This is a genomic window from Pseudomonas halotolerans, from assembly GCF_039581215.1.
GTDB lineage: Bacteria > Pseudomonadota > Gammaproteobacteria > Pseudomonadales > Pseudomonadaceae > Aquipseudomonas > Aquipseudomonas tehranensis.
Genome location: NZ_JBCNTJ010000017.1, coordinates 19,360 through 36,822 on the forward strand (window position 1 = coordinate 19,360; position 17,463 = coordinate 36,822).

The following is a 17,463-nucleotide window of genomic DNA, read 5'->3' on the forward strand; positions in this document are numbered from 1 at the left end:
AGGAGTTAATTGTCGTGGCTAAAGAAAAATTTGAACGGAACAAACCGCACGTCAACGTTGGCACCATCGGTCACGTCGACCACGGTAAAACCACGCTGACCGCTGCTCTGACCCGTGTCTGCTCCGAAGTTTTCGGTTCGGCCAAGGTTGACTTCGACAAGATCGACAGCGCCCCGGAAGAGAAAGCTCGTGGTATCACCATCAACACCGCTCACGTTGAATACGATTCGGCCGTGCGTCACTACGCACACGTTGACTGCCCAGGTCACGCCGACTACGTAAAAAACATGATCACCGGTGCTGCCCAGATGGACGGCGCGATCCTGGTTTGCTCGGCCGCTGATGGTCCGATGCCACAAACCCGTGAGCACATCCTGCTGTCCCGTCAGGTAGGCGTTCCGTACATCGTTGTCTTCCTGAACAAGGCTGACATGGTTGACGACGCTGAGCTGCTGGAACTGGTTGAGATGGAAGTGCGCGATCTGCTGAGCACTTACGACTTCCCAGGTGATGACACTCCAATCATCATCGGTTCGGCGCTGATGGCTCTGAACGGCCAAGACGACAACGAAATGGGTACCACTGCTGTCAAGAAGCTGGTGGAAACTCTGGACAGCTACATCCCAGAGCCAGAGCGTGCTATCGACAAGCCGTTCCTGATGCCAATCGAAGACGTATTCTCGATCTCCGGTCGCGGTACTGTTGTGACTGGTCGTGTTGAGCGTGGCATCGTCCGCATCCAGGAAGAAGTTGAGATCGTCGGTCTGCGCGACACTCAGAAAACTACCTGCACCGGCGTTGAAATGTTCCGCAAGCTGCTCGACGAAGGTCGTGCTGGCGAGAACTGCGGCGTACTGCTGCGCGGTACCAAGCGTGACGACGTTGAGCGTGGCCAGGTTCTGGTCAAGCCAGGCACCGTCAAGCCGCACACCAAGTTCACTGCAGAAGTTTACGTTCTGAGCAAGGAAGAAGGCGGCCGTCATACTCCGTTCTTCAAAGGCTACCGTCCACAGTTCTACTTCCGTACAACTGACGTGACCGGTAACTGCGAGCTGCCAGAAGGCGTTGAAATGGTAATGCCAGGTGACAACATCCAGATGACTGTCACTCTGATCAAGACCATCGCGATGGAAGACGGTCTGCGTTTCGCTATCCGTGAAGGCGGTCGTACCGTCGGCGCCGGCGTCGTAGCCAAAGTCATCGAGTAAGTCTCTTGTAGACTCAGCTCGATGAGTTGAAGAGCCCCCGCCTAGCGGGGGCTTTTTTATTGGGTTGACACCTATCAGGGGCGTCTATAGAATTGCGCCTCCTTTTAACGGGCGTATTGCGCTCGGTGGGAATAGCAGCCGGAGTCTGAAATCCAATGCAAAATCAGCAAATCCGTATCAGGTTGAAGGCTTTCGACCATCGCCTGATCGACCAATCCACCCAGGAAATCGTGGAAACCGCGAAACGTACTGGTGCTCAAGTGCGTGGTCCAATTCCACTGCCTACCCGTAAAGAGCGGTTCACCGTTCTGGTCTCCCCGCACGTCAACAAAGACGCGCGTGACCAGTACGAGATCCGTACTCATAAGCGCGTTCTGGACATCGTCCAGCCAACGGATAAAACCGTTGATGCACTTATGAAGCTTGATCTTGCGGCCGGTGTGGAAGTGCAGATCAGCCTCGGCTAAGACTCGGTCTTGGTCGTGTAACGCTCTGAAATGGGCGGCCATAGCGGGTGAAAGCCCCGTACACTCATGAGGTTTACAACATGACTATTGGTGTAGTCGGTCGTAAATGCGGTATGACCCGTATTTTCACCGAAGAAGGTGTCTCCATTCCGGTCACGGTCATTGAGATCGAGCCGAATCGCGTCACCCAGTTCAAAACTGAAGAGACCGATGGCTATCGTGCAGTGCAAGTCACTGTCGGCGAGCGTCGTGCTTCGCGTGTAACAGCTGCTCAAGCTGGCCACTTCGCCAAGGCGAACGTTGCCGCTGGTCGTACCGTAATGGAGTTCCGTCTTGAAGAAGGCGAGTACCAGGCCGGCGATCTGATCAACGCTGAAATCTTCGCTGCTGGTCAACTGGTTGATGTAACCGGTCAGTCCAAGGGTAAAGGCTTCCAGGGTACGATCAAGCGTTGGAACTTCCGCGGGCAAGATAACACCCACGGTAACTCCGTATCCCACCGCGTTCCAGGCTCTATCGGCCAGTGCCAGACTCCTGGTCGTGTATTCAAGGGCAAAAAAATGTCCGGTCATATGGGCGCTGAGCGCGTGACCGTGCAGTCCCTCGAAGTAGTGCGCGTGGACGCTGAACGCAATCTGTTGTTGGTCAAGGGCGCTGTTCCTGGCGCTACTGGCGGCAACTTGGTTGTACGTCCAGCAGCCAAGGCTCGCGGTTAAGGGGAAGCTGACATGCAATTAAATGTAAATGACGCTCAAGCGATCGAAGTTTCCGAACTGACATTTGGCGGCGAATTCAACGAGACGCTGGTTCACCAAGCAGTCGTGGCCTACATGGCCGGCGGCCGTCAAGGTAGCAAGCAGCAAAAGACCCGTTCCGACGTTTCTGGTGGCGGTAAGCGCCCATGGCGTCAGAAAGGTACTGGCCGTGCTCGTGCCGGTACTATCCGTAGCCCAATCTGGCGCGGCGGCGGTACCACTTTTGCAGCTCGTCCTCAGGATCACTCCCAGAAGCTGAACAAGAAGATGTATCGCGCAGCAATGCGTTCCATCCTTGCTGAGCTGGTGCGTACTGATCGTCTGGTCGTGGTTCAGGACTTCGCTGTTGAAGCACCGAAAACCAAAGATCTGCTGAACAAGCTGAATGGCATGGGCCTGACTGACGTCCTGATCGTGTCTGACGCTGTTGATCAGAACCTGTACCTGGCTGCTCGCAACCTGCCACACGTTGATGTTCGTGACGTGCAAGGTTCCGATCCGGTCAGTCTGATCGCATACGACAAGGTGTTGATCACCGTGTCGGCCGTGAAGAAATTCGAGGAGCTGCTGGGATGAACCAGGAACGCGTATTTAAAGTTCTGCTTGGCCCGCACGTTTCCGAGAAGGCTACGGTTCTGGCAGACAAGAAAGGCCAGTTCGTTTTCAAGGTTGCTACCGATGCAACCAAGCTGGAAATCAAGAAGGCCGTCGAAAGCCTGTTCAGCGTGAAAGTAGAGCGCGTTACTACCCTGAATGTTCTGGGTAAGAGCAAGCGCACTGCTCGCGGTCTGGGCAAGCGTAATGACTGGAAGAAGGCAGTTATCTCCCTTCAGCCAGGCCAAGATCTCGATTTCAGCAGCAGTGCTGAGTAAGGAAGGGGTGCATCATGGCAATCGTTAAATGCAAACCGACTTCCCCTGGCCGCCGTTTTGTGGTCAAGGTGGTCAACCAGGAGCTGCATAAAGGCGCTCCTCACGCACCGCTGCTCGAGAAAAAATCGAAGTCTGGTGGTCGTAACAACAATGGCCGTATTACCACTCGTCACATCGGTGGTGGTCATAAGCAGCATTATCGTCTGGTCGACTTCCGTCGCAACGACAAGGATGGCATCGCTGCCACCGTCGAGCGTATCGAATACGATCCAAACCGTACTGCTCACATCGCTCTGCTACTGTACGCAGATGGCGAGCGTCGCTACATCATCGCCCCTAAAGGCGTGAGTGCTGGCGACCAGCTGATCGCAGGTGCCTTGGCACCGATCAAGCCGGGCAACGCTCTGCAACTGCGTAACATTCCAGTTGGTAGCACCGTACACGGCATCGAATTGAAGCCAGGTAAAGGCGCACAGATCGCTCGTTCCGCTGGTGCTTCGGCTCAGCTGATCGCTCGTGAAGGTGTCTACGTGACCCTGCGTCTGCGTTCTGGTGAGATGCGTAAAGTACTGGCTGAGTGCCGTGCGACCCTGGGCGAAGTCTCGAACTCCGAGCACAGCCTGCGTTCGTTGGGTAAAGCTGGTGCCAAGCGCTGGCGTGGCGTTCGCCCAACCGTTCGTGGTGTTGCCATGAACCCGGTTGACCACCCACATGGTGGTGGTGAAGGTCGTACCTCTGGTGGTCGTCATCCGGTATCGCCATGGGGCTTCCCGACTAAGGGCGCGAAGACTCGTGGTAATAAGCGTACCGACAAAATGATCGTCCGTCGTCGCAAGTAAATAGAGGGATACGACAGTGCCACGTTCTCTGAAAAAAGGTCCTTTTATTGATCTTCACCTACTGAAGAAGATCGAAGTGGCGGCGGAAAAGAACGATCGCAAACCAGTTAAAACCTGGTCGCGTCGTTCGATGATCCTGCCACAAATGGTCGGTCTGACCATCGCAGTACACAACGGTCGCCAACACGTCCCAGTTCTCGTTAACGAAGACATGGTCGGCCACAAACTGGGCGAGTTTGCCGGTACCCGCACATACCGTGGGCACGTGGCTGACAAGAAAGCCAAGCGTTAAGGGGTAAGGAAATGGAAGTAGCCGCTAAGTTGTCGGGCGCTCGAATCTCCGCCCAGAAAGCCCGCTTGGTCGCCGACCAGATCCGCGGGAAGAAGGTGGGCGAAGCGCTCAACCTGTTGGCTTTCAGCAGTAAGAAAGCCGCCGAGATCATGAAGAAAGTGCTGGAGTCGGCCGTAGCCAACGCCGAGCATAACGAAGGCGCAGACGTTGATGACCTGAAGGTCAGCACCGTTTTCGTCAACGAAGGGCGTTCGCTGAAGCGCATCATGCCACGTGCCAAAGGCCGTGCTGATCGCATCGTCAAGCGGTCTTGCCATATCACTGTCAAGGTTGCTGACAAGTAACGGAGTCGAAGAGATGGGTCAGAAAGTACATCCCATTGGCATTCGCCTGGGAATCGTCAAGGAGCACACCTCCGTCTGGTACGCAGACGGTCGGACTTATGCGGACTACTTGTTCGCTGATCTGAAGGTGCGTGAGTATCTCCAAGACAAACTAAAAAGCGCGTCCGTAAGCCGTATCGATATCCATCGTCCGGCGCAGACTGCACGCATCACCATCCACACTGCTCGTCCAGGTATCGTTATCGGGAAGAAAGGTGAAGATGTTGAGAAGCTGCGTCAGGACCTGACCAAGCAAATGGGTGTGCCTGTGCACATCAATATCGAAGAGATCCGCAAGCCGGAGCTCGACGGTATGCTGGTTGCGCAGAGCGTAGCTCAGCAGCTGGAGCGTCGTGTAATGTTCCGTCGCGCTATGAAGCGCGCTGTACAGAACGCAATGCGCATTGGTGCCAAAGGCATCAAAATCCAAGTGAGCGGTCGTCTCGGCGGTGCTGAAATCGCACGTACTGAATGGTATCGCGAAGGTCGTGTGCCACTGCACACCCTGCGTGCCGACATCGACTATGCCAACTACGAAGCTCACACCACCTACGGTGTGATCGGTGTAAAGGTTTGGATCTTCAAAGGCGAAGTAATTGGTGGTCGCCAAGAAGAGCTGAAGCCACAAGCACCAGCGCCTCGTAAAAAAGCTGCTAAGTAAGGGGTACGCCAAATGTTGCAACCAAAGCGTACGAAGTTCCGCAAGCAGATGACCGGTCACAACCGTGGCCTGGCATTGCGCGGTAGCAAAGTCAGCTTCGGCGAGTTCGCGCTGAAGTCTGTTGCTCGTGGTCGTCTCACCGCTCGTCAGATCGAGTCAGCGCGTCGTGCTCTGACCCGTCACGTAAAACGTGGCGGCAAGATCTGGATCCGTGTATTCCCGGACAAGCCTGTCACCAAGAAGCCACTCGAAGTTCGGATGGGTAAAGGTAAGGGTAACGTGGAGTACTGGGTTGCCCAGATTCAGCCAGGCAAAGTCCTGTATGAAATCGAGGGTGTTTCTGAAGAGCTGGCGCGTGAGGCTTTCGCCCTGGCTGCTGCAAAGCTGCCGCTCGCCACCTCCTTTGTTAAACGGACGGTGATGTGATGAAAGCGAATGAACTTCGTGAAAAATCAGCACAGCAGCTGAACGAGCAACTGCTCGGCCTGCTGCGCGACCAGTTCAATCTGCGTATGCAGAAAGCAACTGGCCAGTTGGGGCAGTCTCATCTGCTCTCGCAAGTTAAGCGTGACATCGCTCGCGTGAAAACTGTGCTCAACCAGCAGGCAGGTAAGTGATCATGGCTGAAGCCGAAAAAACTGTCCGTACGCTGACTGGCCGTGTTGTCAGCGACAAGATGGACAAAACCATCACCGTTCTGATCGAGCGTCGCGTTAAGCACCCGATCTACGGTAAATACGTTAAGCGTTCGACTAAGCTGCACGCGCACGACGAAACCAATCAGTGCCACATCGGCGACAAAGTCACTATTCGTGAAACTCGTCCGATGGCCAAGACCAAGTCTTGGGCGCTGGTTGATGTTCTCGAACGCGCTGTGGAAGTCTAAGGGCTAGGGGTCGGAGAAATTATATGATTCAGACTCAATCCATGCTCGATGTGGCCGATAACAGCGGCGCTCGCCGTGTTATGTGCATCAAGGTGCTGGGTGGCTCCCATCGTCGTTACGCTGGTATTGGTGACATCATCAAAGTTACCGTCAAGGAAGCAATTCCTCGCGGTAAGGTGAAAAAAGGCCAAGTGATGACTGCTGTTGTAGTCCGCACTCGCCACGGTGTTCGTCGCGCTGACGGCTCCATCATCCGCTTTGATGGCAACGCTGCTGTTCTGTTGAACAACAAGCAAGAGCCAATCGGCACCCGTATCTTTGGGCCAGTGACCCGTGAGCTTCGTACTGAGAAGTTCATGAAGATCGTCTCGCTCGCCCCAGAAGTGCTGTAAGGAGATCCGACATGCAAAAGATTCGTCGTGACGACGAGATCATCGTGATCGCCGGCAAGGACAAGGGTAAGCGCGGTAAGGTGCTGAAGGTTCTCGCTGACAACCGTCTGGTTGTTGGTGGCTTGAACCTGGTCAAGCGTCATACCAAGCCTAACCCGATGTCGGGCGTACAGGGCGGTATCGTCGAGAAAGAAGCGCCACTGCACGCTTCCAACGTCGCCATTTTCAACGGCGAAACCAACAAGGCTGACCGCGTTGGTTTCAAAGTTGAAGACGGTAAGAAAATTCGTGTCTTCAAGTCGACCCAAAAAGCGGTTGATGCTTGAACACTGCTAGGTAGAAGACCATGGCACGACTAAAAGAGATTTACCGGAAGGAAATCGCACCGAAACTTAAGGAAGAACTTAAGCTTTCGAACGTGATGGAAGTTCCGCGCGTCACCAAAATCACCCTGAACATGGGTCTGGGCGAAGCGATCGGCGACAAAAAAGTCATCGAGCACGCTGTTGCTGACCTGGAAAAGATCACCGGTCAGAAAGTCGTTGTGACTTACGCTCGGAAATCCATCGCTGGCTTTAAAGTCCGTGAAGGTTGGCCGATCGGCGTCAAAGTGACCCTGCGCCGTGAGCGTATGTACGAGTTCCTGGATCGTCTGCTGTCGATCTCCCTGCCTCGGGTTCGCGACTTCCGCGGCCTGAATGCCAAGTCCTTCGATGGTCGTGGTAACTACAGCATGGGCGTTAAAGAGCAGATCATTTTCCCGGAAATCGATTACGACAAGATCGACGCTCTCCGCGGTCTGGACATTACCCTGACCACCACTGCTCGGACGGATGACGAAGGTCGCGCACTGCTGCGCGCTTTCAAATTCCCGTTCCGCAACTGATTGGAGTAGGAAAATGGCCAAGAAGAGCATGAAAAACCGTGAGCTGAAGCGTCAGCTCACCGTTGCCAAGTACGCCACCAAGCGTGCAGCGCTGAAAGCTATCATCGTTGATCTGAACGCAAGTCCAGAAGCGCGTTGGGAAGCTACCGTAGCGCTGCAGAAGCAGCCACGTGACGCAAGCGCTTCGCGCATGCGTAACCGCTGCCGCCTGACTGGTCGTCCGCACGGCGTGTACCGCAAGTTCGGCCTCGGCCGTAACATGCTGCGTCAAGCTGCAATGCGTGGTGACGTTCCAGGTCTGGTTAAAGCCAGCTGGTAAGCACTGTCAATGTCTCGGTGTTCGGGGTCGCAAGATCCTGACCGCCGGTGACCTTGAACTTGAATCAAGCCCCTTTTGGGGCTTGATTCATTTGTGGGGTGTGTCTAGAATACCCGGCTCGCCTGAGCCCGTGCTTTTATCGCGCGGATGCACTCGGCGACACGTAGTAGCCGAAAGGCTAATTTTTTGTGTATTAGGAGCGTCTAGCCCATGAGTATGCAGGACCCGTTAGCGGACATGCTAACTCGTATCCGTAATGCCCAGATGGCTGAAAAGTCCGTCGTAAGCATGCCATCTTCTACTTTGAAGGTAGCTGTTGCCAAAGTCCTGAAGGACGAAGGTTACATTGCGGGTTATCAGATCAGCAGCGAAATCAAGCCACTGCTGTCCATCGAGCTGAAGTACTTCGAAGGCCGTCCGGTCATCGAGGAAGTGAAGCGCGTTAGCCGTCCAGGCCTGCGTCAGTACAAGTCCGTCGAGGATCTGCCAAAAGTTCGTGGCGGTCTCGGTGTGTCTATCGTCTCCACCAACAAGGGTGTGATGACGGATCGTGCTGCGCGCGCTGCCGGTGTCGGCGGCGAAGTTCTTTGCACTGTGTTCTAAGGGGGGATAAGCATGTCACGCGTCGCTAAGAACCCCGTTAAGCTGCCAGCCGGTGTCGAAGTCAAATTCGCAGGCCAACAGCTTTCGGTGAAGGGTGCCAAGGGCACTCTGCAACTGAACATCCATTCGTCCGTTGAGATCGTTGAAGAAGCTGGTGAGCTGCGTTTCGCTGCTCGCAATGGCGATCAACAGACTCGCGCAATGGCTGGTACCACTCGTGCGTTGGTAAACAACATGGTCCAAGGCGTAAGCCAAGGCTTCGAGCGCAAGCTCCAGCTGGTCGGTGTTGGTTACAAGGCGCAAGCAAAAGGCACAGTGCTGAACCTGGCTCTTGGCTTCTCGCACCCAGTGGATTATGAACTGCCGGAAGGCATCACCGCTGAGACTCCTAGCCAGACCGATATCCTGATCAAGGGCATCGATAAGCAGCTGGTAGGTCAAGTGGCCGCCGAGATCCGCGACTTCCGTCCACCAGAGCCGTACAAAGGCAAAGGTGTGCGCTACGCGGACGAAGTCGTCCGTCGTAAAGAAGCCAAGAAGAAGTAGGGCATAGCAAATGACCGACAAAAAAGTTACTCGACTGCGTCGCGCTCGCAAAGCACGCCTGAAAATGCACGAACTCGAAGTCGTGCGTCTCTGCGTGTTCCGCTCGTCGCAGCACATCTACGCCCAGGTCATTTCGGCCGACGGCAACAAAGTCCTGGCAAGTGCCTCGACTTTGGATAAAGAACTGCGTGATGGCGCCACTGGCAACATCGACGCGGCCACTAAGGTTGGCCAGCTGGTCGCTACGCGTGCTAAAGCCGCTGGCGTCTCGCAGGTGGCTTTCGACCGCTCTGGCTTCAAGTACCACGGCCGCGTCAAGGCGCTGGCTGATGCTGCTCGTGAAGCTGGGCTGGAGTTCTAAGTTATGTCAAATAACGACCAAAAGCGCGACGAAGGCTACATCGAGAAGCTGGTTCAAGTTAACCGCGTAGCCAAAACCGTTAAAGGCGGCCGTATCTTCACTTTCACCGCGTTGACCGTGGTAGGTGATGGTAAAGGGCGTGTTGGCTTCGGCCGTGGCAAGTCGCGTGAAGTGCCTGCTGCGATCCAGAAGGCAATGGAAGCTGCTCGCCGCAACATGATCCAGGTTGATCTGAACGGCACCACTCTGCAGTACGCAATGAAGTCTGCCCATGGCGCTTCGAAGGTGTACATGCAGCCTGCTTCTGAAGGTACCGGTATCATCGCTGGCGGCGCTATGCGTGCTGTCCTCGAAGTTGCTGGTGTTCAGAACGTTCTGGCCAAGTGCTACGGCTCGACTAACCCGGTAAACGTGGTTCACGCCACTTTCAAGGGTTTGAAAGCAATGCAGTCTCCTGAATCCATTGCCGCCAAGCGTGGCAAAAGCGTCAAGGAGATCTTCTGATCATGGCTACCGTAAAAGTTACGCTGATCAAAAGCATGACCGGCCGCATCCCTAACCACAAACTGTGCGTTAAGGGTCTGGGTCTGCGTCGCATCGGTCACACTGTAGAGGTCCTGGATACTCCCGAGAATCGCGGGATGATCAACAAGGCCTACTACATGCTGCGTGTAGAGGGTTAATCGATGAAACTCAATGATCTGAGTCCAGCGCCGGGTTCCCGTCGCGAAAAGCATCGTCCGGGCCGTGGTATCGGTAGTGGTTTGGGCAAGACCGGTGGCCGTGGCCACAAAGGTCAGACCTCCCGCTCCGGTGGCACCATTGCTCCAGGCTTTGAAGGCGGTCAACAGCCGCTGCATCGTCGCCTGCCGAAGTTCGGTTTCGTTTCCCTGAAGGCCATGGATCGCGCAGAAGTGCGTCTGTCCGAGCTGGCTAAAGTGGATGGCGACATCGTCACCGTGCAGTCCCTGAAGGATGCCAACGTGATCAACCAGAACGTTCAGCGTGTGAAAATCATGCTGTCGGGCGAAGTTGCTCGCGCTGTCACCATCGGAAAGGGAATCGGCGCCACCAAAGGTGCGCGTGCGGCTATCGAAGCAGCTGGCGGCAAGTTCGAGGAATAAATGGCTAAGCAAGGTGCTCTCTCTGCGCTCGGCAAAGGCGGTATGTCTGAACTCTGGGCTCGTCTGCGTTTTCTGTTCCTGGCGATTATCGTCTACCGAATAGGCGCACACATCCCGGTTCCAGGTATCAACCCGGACCGACTCGCGGACCTGTTTCGACAGAATGAGGGGACCATTCTTAGCTTGTTCAACATGTTTTCCGGCGGTGCGCTGGAACGGATGAGTATCTTTGCTCTGGGGATCATGCCGTACATCTCGGCATCGATCATCATGCAACTGATGACCGCCGTCAGCCCACAGCTGGAACAGTTGAAGAAGGAAGGTGAAGCTGGCCGTCGCAAGATCAGCCAGTACACCCGCTACCTCACCGTCGTCCTTGCTCTTGTTCAGGCTGTTGGCATGTCCATCGGCCTGGCAGGGCAGGGCGTAGCGTTCACTGGTGACTTTGGCTTCCATTTCGTCGCGGTAACCACATTTGTGGCGGGTGCGATGTTCATGATGTGGCTGGGTGAGCAGATTACTGAGCGTGGTGTTGGCAACGGTATCTCGATGTTGATTTTCGCAGGTATCGTCGCCGGTCTTCCGAGAGCGATCGGGCAGTCTTTCGAGTCTGCTCGTCAGGGTGACATCAACATTTTTGCCCTGGTTGCTATCGGTTTGCTGGCAGTAGCGATTATCGGTTTCGTGGTGTTCATTGAGCGTGGTCAGCGTCGTATTGCTGTTCACTACGCCAAGCGTCAGCAGGGCCGCAAGGTATTTGCTGCGCAGACTAGCCACTTGCCGCTGAAGGTGAATATGGCCGGTGTTATTCCGGCTATTTTTGCGAGCAGCATTTTGCTGTTCCCGGCTTCGCTGGGTGCCTGGTTTGGTCAGTCTGAAGGTATGGGCTGGCTGCAGGACATCTCGCAGTCGATCGCTCCTGGTCAGCCGTTGAATATTCTGCTGTTTAGTGCAGGGATTATTTTCTTCTGCTTCTTCTATACGGCGTTGATGTTCAATCCGAAAGACGTAGCGGAAAACCTGAAGAAGTCCGGTGCCTTTATTCCGGGTATCCGTCCGGGCGAGCAGTCGGCGCGCTACATTGATGGCGTTTTGACTCGTTTGACCTTGTTCGGTGCTCTCTATATGACGGCCGTCTGCTTGCTTCCCCAGTTCCTGGTGGTTGCGGCAAACGTTCCGTTCTACCTTGGCGGGACCTCGTTGCTGATCGTGGTCGTGGTTGTGATGGACTTCATGTCCCAAGTACAATCGCACCTCGTTTCGCACCAGTACGAATCCCTGATGAAGAAAGCCAACCTGAAGGGCTACGGCAGCGGCATGTTGCGCTGAGTAGCGTCCATAAGGTTCGAGGAGTTGGTGATGAAAGTTCGTGCATCGGTGAAAAAGCTGTGCCGCAACTGCAAGATTATTCGCCGCGAAGGCGTTGTTCGGGTAATTTGCAGCGCGGAACCGCGTCACAAACAGCGCCAAGGCTGAGTGTGATTGTGCTTTAAGCCCGGCAGCTAGTGCGCTGCCGGGTTGATTATTTGTTATTACAGCGATATTATCTCGCGCCCTATTTCTTGGCTTCCGGGGCGTAGGTAGCTGTCAATTGGAGTCCCACTGAATGGCCCGTATTGCAGGCGTTAACATTCCAGATAACAAGCATACTGTTATCTCGCTGACCTACATCTATGGTGTTGGTCGCACTACTGCACAGAAAATTTGTGCAGTCTCTGGGGTCAACCCAGCGGCAAAGATCAAAGATCTGAGCGACGAGCAGATTGAACAGCTGCGTGGCGAAGTGGCGAAGTTCACCACTGAAGGTGACCTGCGTCGCGAAATCAACATGAAAATCAAGCGCTTGATGGACCTCGGTTGCTATCGCGGTCTGCGTCATCGTCGTGGTCTTCCAGTACGCGGTCAGCGTACCAAGACCAACGCGCGTACCCGTAAAGGTCCGCGTAAGCCGATCCGCAAGTAATCGCCCCAGCGAATCGACAGGAATTTAATCATGGCAAAACCTGCTGCTCGTCCTCGTAAAAAAGTTAAAAAGACAGTGGTTGATGGCATCGCCCACATCCATGCTTCTTTTAACAACACCATCGTGACCATTACCGACCGTCAAGGTAACGCTCTTTCCTGGGCAACCTCCGGTGGTTCGGGTTTCCGCGGTTCCCGCAAGTCCACCCCGTTCGCTGCTCAAGTAGCTGCTGAGCGTGCTGGTCAAGCTGCGCTGGAATACGGCCTGAAAAACCTCGACGTTAACGTCAAGGGCCCAGGTCCAGGTCGTGAATCCGCAGTCCGCGCTTTGAACGGCTGTGGCTACAAGATCGCCAGCATCACCGACGTGACGCCAATCCCGCACAACGGGTGCCGTCCGCCGAAGAAGCGCCGCGTGTAATCCAGGAGATTGTAAAGAATGGCTCGTTACATTGGTCCAAAATGCAAACTCGCTCGTCGTGAAGGCACCGATCTCTTTCTGAAGAGCGGCGTGCGCGCGATCGAATCGAAGTGCAACATTGAAGCAGCACCTGGTATCCACGGCCAACGCCGCGGTCGCCAGTCCGATTACGGCACCCAACTGCGTGAAAAGCAGAAGGTCCGTCGTATCTACGGCGTTCTCGAGCGTCAATTCAGCGGCTACTACAAAGAAGCTGCTGGCAAGAAGGGCGCAACCGGCGAAAACCTGTTGCAACTGCTCGAATGCCGTCTGGACAACGTTGTATACCGTATGGGTTTCGGTTCTACTCGTGCCGAATCCCGTCAGCTGGTATCGCACAAGTCGATCAGCGTTAACGGTCAGACCGTAAACGTTCCGTCCTACCAGGTTCGTGCTGGTGACGTGGTTGCTGTTCGCGAGAAAGCAAAGAACCAACTTCGCATTGTCCAAGCTCTCGATCTGTGTGCCCAACGTGGCCGCGTAGAATGGGTAGAAGTAGACACTGAGAAGAAGTCGGGCGTTTTCAAGAACGTTCCTGCTCGCAGTGATCTGTCCGCCGACATCAACGAAAGCCTGATTGTCGAGCTCTACTCCAAGTAAGGGCTAGAAAATAGGTGCATCCATGCAGATTTCGGTAAATGAGTTCCTGACACCCCGCCATATTGATGTGCAGGTTGTCAGTCCAACCCGCGCCAAGATCACACTCGAGCCTCTCGAGCGTGGTTTCGGCCACACCCTGGGCAACGCGCTGCGCCGCATCCTGTTGTCCTCAATGCCCGGCTGTGCAGTAGTCGAGGCCGAGATTGACGGTGTACTCCATGAGTACAGCGCCATCGAAGGTGTACAGGAAGATGTAATTGAAATCCTGTTGAACCTTAAAGGCCTGGCTATCAAGCTGCACGGTCGTGACGAAGTTACGCTGACCTTGTCGAAGAAGGGTTCGGGGGTGGTTACCGCTGCCGATATTCAGCTGGATCATGATGTCGAGATCGTTAACCCCGATCACGTAATCGCTAACCTGGCGTCTAACGGCGCCCTGAACATGAAGCTCACCGTAGCTCGTGGTCGTGGTTATGAACCGGCAGACTCGCGTCAGAGCGATGAAGACGAAAGCCGCAGCATCGGTCGCTTGCAGCTTGACTCTTCGTTCAGCCCGGTTCGCCGTATCGCATACGTGGTGGAAAACGCCCGTGTCGAGCAGCGTACCAACCTGGACAAGCTGGTTATTGATCTGGAAACCAACGGTACCCTGGATCCTGAAGAGGCCATTCGCCGCGCTGCAACCATTCTGCAACAGCAGTTGGCTGCGTTCGTCGACCTCAAAGGTGACAGTGAGCCAGTGGTTGTCGAGCAGGAAGACGAGATTGATCCGATCCTGCTTCGCCCGGTTGACGATCTGGAACTGACTGTACGTTCGGCTAACTGCCTTAAGGCGGAAAACATCTACTACATCGGCGACCTGATTCAGCGCACCGAAGTAGAGCTGTTGAAGACTCCGAACCTTGGCAAGAAATCCTTGACTGAAATCAAGGACGTTCTGGCCTCCCGCGGTCTGTCCCTCGGCATGCGCCTCGACAACTGGCCGCCTGCAAGTCTTAAGAAGGACGACAAGGCGACTGCCTGATCGTCGTAATCACCGAACGTTGTGTTTGGTAAGGAATGAACCATGCGTCATCGTAAAAGTGGTCGTCACCTGAGCCGCACCAGCTCGCACCGCAAGGCCATGTTCCAAAACATGGCGGTGTCGCTGTTCGAGCACGAGCTGATCAAAACTACACTGCCGAAAGCCAAAGAACTGCGCCGCGTTGCTGAGCCGCTGATCACTTTGGCCAAGACAGACAGCCTGGCTAACCGCCGTCTGGCTTTCGACCGTACTCGTTCGAAAGCTATCGTTGGTAAGCTCTTCAACGACCTGGGCAAGCGTTATGCTACCCGTGAGGGTGGCTACCTGCGCATCCTCAAGTGCGGTTTCCGCGCTGGCGACAACGCGCCTATGGCGTACGTCGAGTTGGTTGATCGTGCTACCAGCGGTGAAGCTGTATCCGCTGAGTAAGACGGCAACATACAAAAAACCGGGCCTAGCGCCCGGTTTTTTGTGTCTGGTCAAAAAGTGTCAATCATCTCTTATCTGGCTTCGTGTCTGGCAATCAGGCGGAGTTAGATAATGACTATCGATGCCCATGATTTAATGAATTTGGATACTGTCATTAACATGATCAATACTCCTTTCCAGCCGATTAGCCGGCAGTTTGAAGACCGACCTAGGAAGATTGAGCATGAGCCAGACCAAAACGCTTACGACCGCCAGCGGCGCTCCTGTCGCCGATAACCAGAACTCTCGCTCCGCCGGCCCGCGCGGCCCGCTGCTACTCGACGACTTCCACCTTATCGAGAAGCTCGCTCACTTCAATCGCGAGAACATTCCCGAGCGCCGTGTACACGCCAAGGGATCAGGCGCTTACGGCACATTTACCGTCACCCGGGATATCACCCAGTACACCAGCGCCAAGCTGTTTGAGTCGGTCGGCAAGCAGACCCCAACGTTCCTGCGTTTTTCCACAGTGGGTGGCGAGCGTGGCTCTGCGGATACTGAGCGCGACCCACGTGGTTTCGCCTTGAAGTTCTATACCGAGGAAGGGAACTGGGACATCGTGGGTAATAACACCCCTGTGTTCTTCATTCGCGATCCGCTGAAATTCCCCGACTTCATCCATACACAGAAGCGCCTTCCCCAGAGCAATCTGAAAAGTGCCCAAATGATGTGGGATTTCTGGTCGCATTCGCCGGAAGCGTTGCACCAGGTCACCATTCTGTTCTCTGATCGCGGCATCCCCGATGGCTACCGTCACATGCACGGCTTTGGCAGTCACACCTACAGCCTGATCAATGCCCAAGGTGAGCGTCACTGGGTAAAGTGGCACTACAAGACCAAGCAAGGGATCAAGAATCTGGCGCCGGCTGAAGCAGCACGCCTGGCGGGCACAGATCCGGATTACGCCCAGCGGGACCTGTTCAATGCAATCGAGCGTGGAGACTTCCCGAAATGGAGCGTCTGCATCCAGATCATGACCGAGGCCCAAGCCGCGGCCCATTACGAGAACCCGTTCGATGTGACCAAGACCTGGTCGCAGAAAGAGTTTCCGTTGATCGAGGTCGGCGAACTGGAACTCAACCGTAACCCGCTGAACTACTTCGCTGAGGTTGAGCAGGCGGCGTTCGGGCCGAGCAATATGGTTCCAGGGGTTGGCCTTTCGCCGGATCGCATGCTGCAAGGTCGTGTATTCGCCTACGCTGATGCGCACCGCTACCGCGTGGGCACCAATCATCAGCAATTGCCAGTCAACGCCCCGCGCAGCCCGGTCAACAGTTACCAGCGCGACGGTGCCATGGCGTTCGGCAGCAATGGCGGTGCGGCGCCGAACTACGAGCCCAACAGCTACGTCGAGGCCCCCAAGCAGGCTCCGCGTTACGCTGAACCAGCCCTGGCGCTCGAGGGAGCGGCAGACCGTTACGATCACCGCGAAGATACCGACTACTACAGCCACGCCGGTGCGCTGTTCCGCTTGATGAGTGATGCCCAGAAAGCCCTGCTGATCAGCAATATCGCGGGTGCAATGTCTGGTGTATCGGCGGATGTCGTCGATCGTCAGCTGCAGCACTTCTTCAAAGCGGATGTCGCTTATGGTGAAGGCATCGCCAAAGCGTTGGGCGTACAGCTTAACTAAGTCTAAACGAGAAGCAGAACCGCCCTCAATTGGGCGGTTTTTGCGTTATTTAGCCGGCTTTTCTCGGATTTTCTTCGCTTTTATTGCGATAGGCGAGTGACCTTGCGGTCAGCTTGGTTCAAACTAGAGCCTTCAAAGCTTGTGGAGATGTAGGGCGATGCAAGGTCACCCAGACGTAATCGATTACCTCAACACGCTGCTGACAGGCGAACTGGCAGCCCGTGATCAATATTTCATCCACTCGCGGATGTACGAGGACTGGGGTTTTACCGAGCTCTACGAACGTATCAATCATGAGATGGAAGAAGAGGCACAGCACGCCGATGCGTTGATGCGCCGGATCCTGATGCTCGAAGGCACACCGCGCATGCGCCCGGATGATCTGGACATCGGCACCACGGTGCCAGACATGCTCGCTGCCGACCTGCGCCTGGAATACAAAGTCCGTGCCGCGCTGTGCAAGGGCATCGAGCTCTGCGAGCAGCACAACGATTACGTGACCCGTGAGATCCTGCGCATCCAGCTCAACGACACCGAAGAAGACCATACCTACTGGCTGGAGAAGCAGTTGGGTCTGATCAAGTTGATCGGGTTGGAGAATTACCTGCAGTCGCAGTTCTAATCGCGATAATTGTGGGAGCGAGCAGGCTCGCTCCTACAGAAAAACAAAAAGCCCCTGCCATCGATCAGATGACAGGGGCTTTTTCGTGTCCGGGGAGGAA

General features: G+C 55.2%; 31 protein-coding genes. All 31 read left to right on the forward strand.

All coding sequences use genetic code 11. The features are described from left to right. Positions 1 to 14: 14 nt before the first annotated feature. Positions 15 to 1,208, forward strand: coding sequence for an elongation factor Tu (gene tuf / locus AAIS01_RS20890; protein ID WP_003186103.1), 1,194 nt, complete (start codon positions 15 to 17; stop codon positions 1,206 to 1,208). Between the two features lie 155 nt (positions 1,209 to 1,363). Continuing rightward, the gene (gene rpsJ, locus AAIS01_RS20895; RefSeq protein WP_003186070.1) at positions 1,364 to 1,675 is read left to right on the forward strand and encodes a 30S ribosomal protein S10; all 312 of its coding nucleotides are present in this window, start codon (positions 1,364 to 1,366) and stop codon (positions 1,673 to 1,675) included. 80 nt (positions 1,676 to 1,755) lie between these two features. Next, complete coding sequence (rplC, locus tag AAIS01_RS20900) at positions 1,756 to 2,391, forward strand: 50S ribosomal protein L3 (protein WP_003186059.1); 636 nt, start codon at positions 1,756 to 1,758, stop codon at positions 2,389 to 2,391. Between the two features lie 12 nt (positions 2,392 to 2,403). Further along, positions 2,404 to 3,006 (forward strand): 50S ribosomal protein L4, encoded by a 603-nt coding sequence (gene rplD, locus AAIS01_RS20905; RefSeq protein ID WP_003186057.1) that lies wholly within the window; start codon positions 2,404 to 2,406, stop codon positions 3,004 to 3,006. Continuing rightward, positions 3,003 to 3,302, forward strand: a complete 300-nt coding sequence (gene rplW, locus AAIS01_RS20910) for a 50S ribosomal protein L23 (protein WP_002555488.1) — start codon at positions 3,003 to 3,005, stop codon at positions 3,300 to 3,302. Before rplD ends, rplW begins: the two co-directional genes overlap by 4 nt. Positions 3,303 to 3,316: 14 nt before the next feature. Next, the gene (rplB, locus tag AAIS01_RS20915; protein WP_003186055.1) at positions 3,317 to 4,141 is read left to right on the forward strand and encodes a 50S ribosomal protein L2; all 825 of its coding nucleotides are present in this window, start codon (positions 3,317 to 3,319) and stop codon (positions 4,139 to 4,141) included. Between the two features lie 16 nt (positions 4,142 to 4,157). Beyond that, positions 4,158 to 4,433 carry a 30S ribosomal protein S19 gene (rpsS, locus tag AAIS01_RS20920; protein WP_002555486.1) on the forward strand — a complete coding sequence of 92 codons (276 nt, stop codon included), beginning with the start codon at positions 4,158 to 4,160 and terminating at the stop codon, positions 4,431 to 4,433. Positions 4,434 to 4,444: 11 nt separating this feature from the next. Further along, entirely contained in the window at positions 4,445 to 4,777 is a 333-nt protein-coding gene (gene rplV, locus AAIS01_RS20925) for a 50S ribosomal protein L22 (RefSeq protein WP_003103908.1), read from the forward strand. A gap of 13 nt (positions 4,778 to 4,790) precedes the next feature. Next, complete coding sequence (rpsC, locus tag AAIS01_RS20930; protein ID WP_003176422.1) at positions 4,791 to 5,477, forward strand: 30S ribosomal protein S3; 687 nt, start codon at positions 4,791 to 4,793, stop codon at positions 5,475 to 5,477. A gap of 12 nt (positions 5,478 to 5,489) precedes the next feature. Further along, on the forward strand, positions 5,490 to 5,903 hold the full coding sequence (gene rplP / locus AAIS01_RS20935) for a 50S ribosomal protein L16 (RefSeq protein ID WP_003186052.1): 414 nt from the start codon (positions 5,490 to 5,492) through the stop codon (positions 5,901 to 5,903). Then, positions 5,903 to 6,094, forward strand: a complete 192-nt coding sequence (rpmC, locus tag AAIS01_RS20940) for a 50S ribosomal protein L29 (protein ID WP_002555481.1) — start codon at positions 5,903 to 5,905, stop codon at positions 6,092 to 6,094. The genes rplP and rpmC overlap by 1 nt, the downstream gene beginning before the upstream one ends. A gap of 2 nt (positions 6,095 to 6,096) precedes the next feature. Then, positions 6,097 to 6,363: a 30S ribosomal protein S17 gene (gene rpsQ / locus AAIS01_RS20945; RefSeq protein ID WP_003194644.1), complete on the forward strand. Its 267-nt coding sequence runs from the start codon at positions 6,097 to 6,099 to the stop codon at positions 6,361 to 6,363. A gap of 23 nt (positions 6,364 to 6,386) precedes the next feature. Further along, positions 6,387 to 6,755, forward strand: coding sequence for a 50S ribosomal protein L14 (gene rplN, locus AAIS01_RS20950; protein ID WP_002555479.1), 369 nt, complete (start codon positions 6,387 to 6,389; stop codon positions 6,753 to 6,755). Between the two features lie 11 nt (positions 6,756 to 6,766). Then, on the forward strand, positions 6,767 to 7,081 hold the full coding sequence (rplX, locus tag AAIS01_RS20955) for a 50S ribosomal protein L24 (protein ID WP_003186046.1): 315 nt from the start codon (positions 6,767 to 6,769) through the stop codon (positions 7,079 to 7,081). 20 nt (positions 7,082 to 7,101) lie between these two features. Continuing rightward, positions 7,102 to 7,641: a 50S ribosomal protein L5 gene (rplE, locus tag AAIS01_RS20960; RefSeq protein WP_003186044.1), complete on the forward strand. Its 540-nt coding sequence runs from the start codon at positions 7,102 to 7,104 to the stop codon at positions 7,639 to 7,641. A gap of 13 nt (positions 7,642 to 7,654) precedes the next feature. Further along, positions 7,655 to 7,960 (forward strand): 30S ribosomal protein S14, encoded by a 306-nt coding sequence (rpsN, locus tag AAIS01_RS20965; protein WP_003186042.1) that lies wholly within the window; start codon positions 7,655 to 7,657, stop codon positions 7,958 to 7,960. A gap of 210 nt (positions 7,961 to 8,170) precedes the next feature. Then, entirely contained in the window at positions 8,171 to 8,563 is a 393-nt protein-coding gene (gene rpsH / locus AAIS01_RS20970; protein ID WP_017848802.1) for a 30S ribosomal protein S8, read from the forward strand. Between the two features lie 12 nt (positions 8,564 to 8,575). Next, positions 8,576 to 9,109 carry a 50S ribosomal protein L6 gene (gene rplF, locus AAIS01_RS20975; RefSeq protein WP_003186039.1) on the forward strand — a complete coding sequence of 178 codons (534 nt, stop codon included), beginning with the start codon at positions 8,576 to 8,578 and terminating at the stop codon, positions 9,107 to 9,109. Positions 9,110 to 9,119: 10 nt separating this feature from the next. Next, entirely contained in the window at positions 9,120 to 9,470 is a 351-nt protein-coding gene (gene rplR / locus AAIS01_RS20980; protein ID WP_003186037.1) for a 50S ribosomal protein L18, read from the forward strand. Between the two features lie 3 nt (positions 9,471 to 9,473). Next, positions 9,474 to 9,974 carry a 30S ribosomal protein S5 gene (gene rpsE, locus AAIS01_RS20985; protein ID WP_003186035.1) on the forward strand — a complete coding sequence of 167 codons (501 nt, stop codon included), beginning with the start codon at positions 9,474 to 9,476 and terminating at the stop codon, positions 9,972 to 9,974. A gap of 2 nt (positions 9,975 to 9,976) precedes the next feature. Further along, on the forward strand, positions 9,977 to 10,153 hold the full coding sequence (rpmD, locus tag AAIS01_RS20990; RefSeq protein WP_003186033.1) for a 50S ribosomal protein L30: 177 nt from the start codon (positions 9,977 to 9,979) through the stop codon (positions 10,151 to 10,153). Positions 10,154 to 10,156: 3 nt separating this feature from the next. Beyond that, positions 10,157 to 10,594 carry a 50S ribosomal protein L15 gene (gene rplO / locus AAIS01_RS20995; protein ID WP_003186032.1) on the forward strand — a complete coding sequence of 146 codons (438 nt, stop codon included), beginning with the start codon at positions 10,157 to 10,159 and terminating at the stop codon, positions 10,592 to 10,594. Beyond that, positions 10,595 to 11,923: a preprotein translocase subunit SecY gene (gene secY, locus AAIS01_RS21000; protein WP_047229771.1), complete on the forward strand. Its 1,329-nt coding sequence runs from the start codon at positions 10,595 to 10,597 to the stop codon at positions 11,921 to 11,923. Positions 11,924 to 11,953: 30 nt separating this feature from the next. Beyond that, positions 11,954 to 12,070, forward strand: coding sequence for a 50S ribosomal protein L36 (gene rpmJ / locus AAIS01_RS21005; RefSeq protein ID WP_002555468.1), 117 nt, complete (start codon positions 11,954 to 11,956; stop codon positions 12,068 to 12,070). A gap of 130 nt (positions 12,071 to 12,200) precedes the next feature. Further along, complete coding sequence (gene rpsM / locus AAIS01_RS21010; protein ID WP_047229770.1) at positions 12,201 to 12,557, forward strand: 30S ribosomal protein S13; 357 nt, start codon at positions 12,201 to 12,203, stop codon at positions 12,555 to 12,557. Positions 12,558 to 12,587: 30 nt separating this feature from the next. Beyond that, positions 12,588 to 12,977 (forward strand): 30S ribosomal protein S11, encoded by a 390-nt coding sequence (gene rpsK / locus AAIS01_RS21015; protein WP_002555466.1) that lies wholly within the window; start codon positions 12,588 to 12,590, stop codon positions 12,975 to 12,977. An 18-nt stretch (positions 12,978 to 12,995) separates the two neighbouring features. Then, positions 12,996 to 13,616, forward strand: coding sequence for a 30S ribosomal protein S4 (gene rpsD / locus AAIS01_RS21020; protein ID WP_003176404.1), 621 nt, complete (start codon positions 12,996 to 12,998; stop codon positions 13,614 to 13,616). Between the two features lie 22 nt (positions 13,617 to 13,638). Continuing rightward, positions 13,639 to 14,640, forward strand: coding sequence for a DNA-directed RNA polymerase subunit alpha (locus AAIS01_RS21025; RefSeq protein ID WP_003186012.1), 1,002 nt, complete (start codon positions 13,639 to 13,641; stop codon positions 14,638 to 14,640). 42 nt (positions 14,641 to 14,682) lie between these two features. Continuing rightward, a complete protein-coding gene (gene rplQ, locus AAIS01_RS21030) occupies positions 14,683 to 15,069 on the forward strand; it encodes a 50S ribosomal protein L17 (protein WP_003186009.1) in 387 nt (128 codons plus the stop codon). Between the two features lie 223 nt (positions 15,070 to 15,292). Further along, on the forward strand, positions 15,293 to 16,741 hold the full coding sequence (locus AAIS01_RS21035; RefSeq protein WP_343470519.1) for a catalase: 1,449 nt from the start codon (positions 15,293 to 15,295) through the stop codon (positions 16,739 to 16,741). Between the two features lie 157 nt (positions 16,742 to 16,898). Then, positions 16,899 to 17,363, forward strand: a complete 465-nt coding sequence (bfr, locus tag AAIS01_RS21040; RefSeq protein ID WP_025215751.1) for a bacterioferritin — start codon at positions 16,899 to 16,901, stop codon at positions 17,361 to 17,363. Positions 17,364 to 17,463 lie beyond the last annotated feature (100 nt).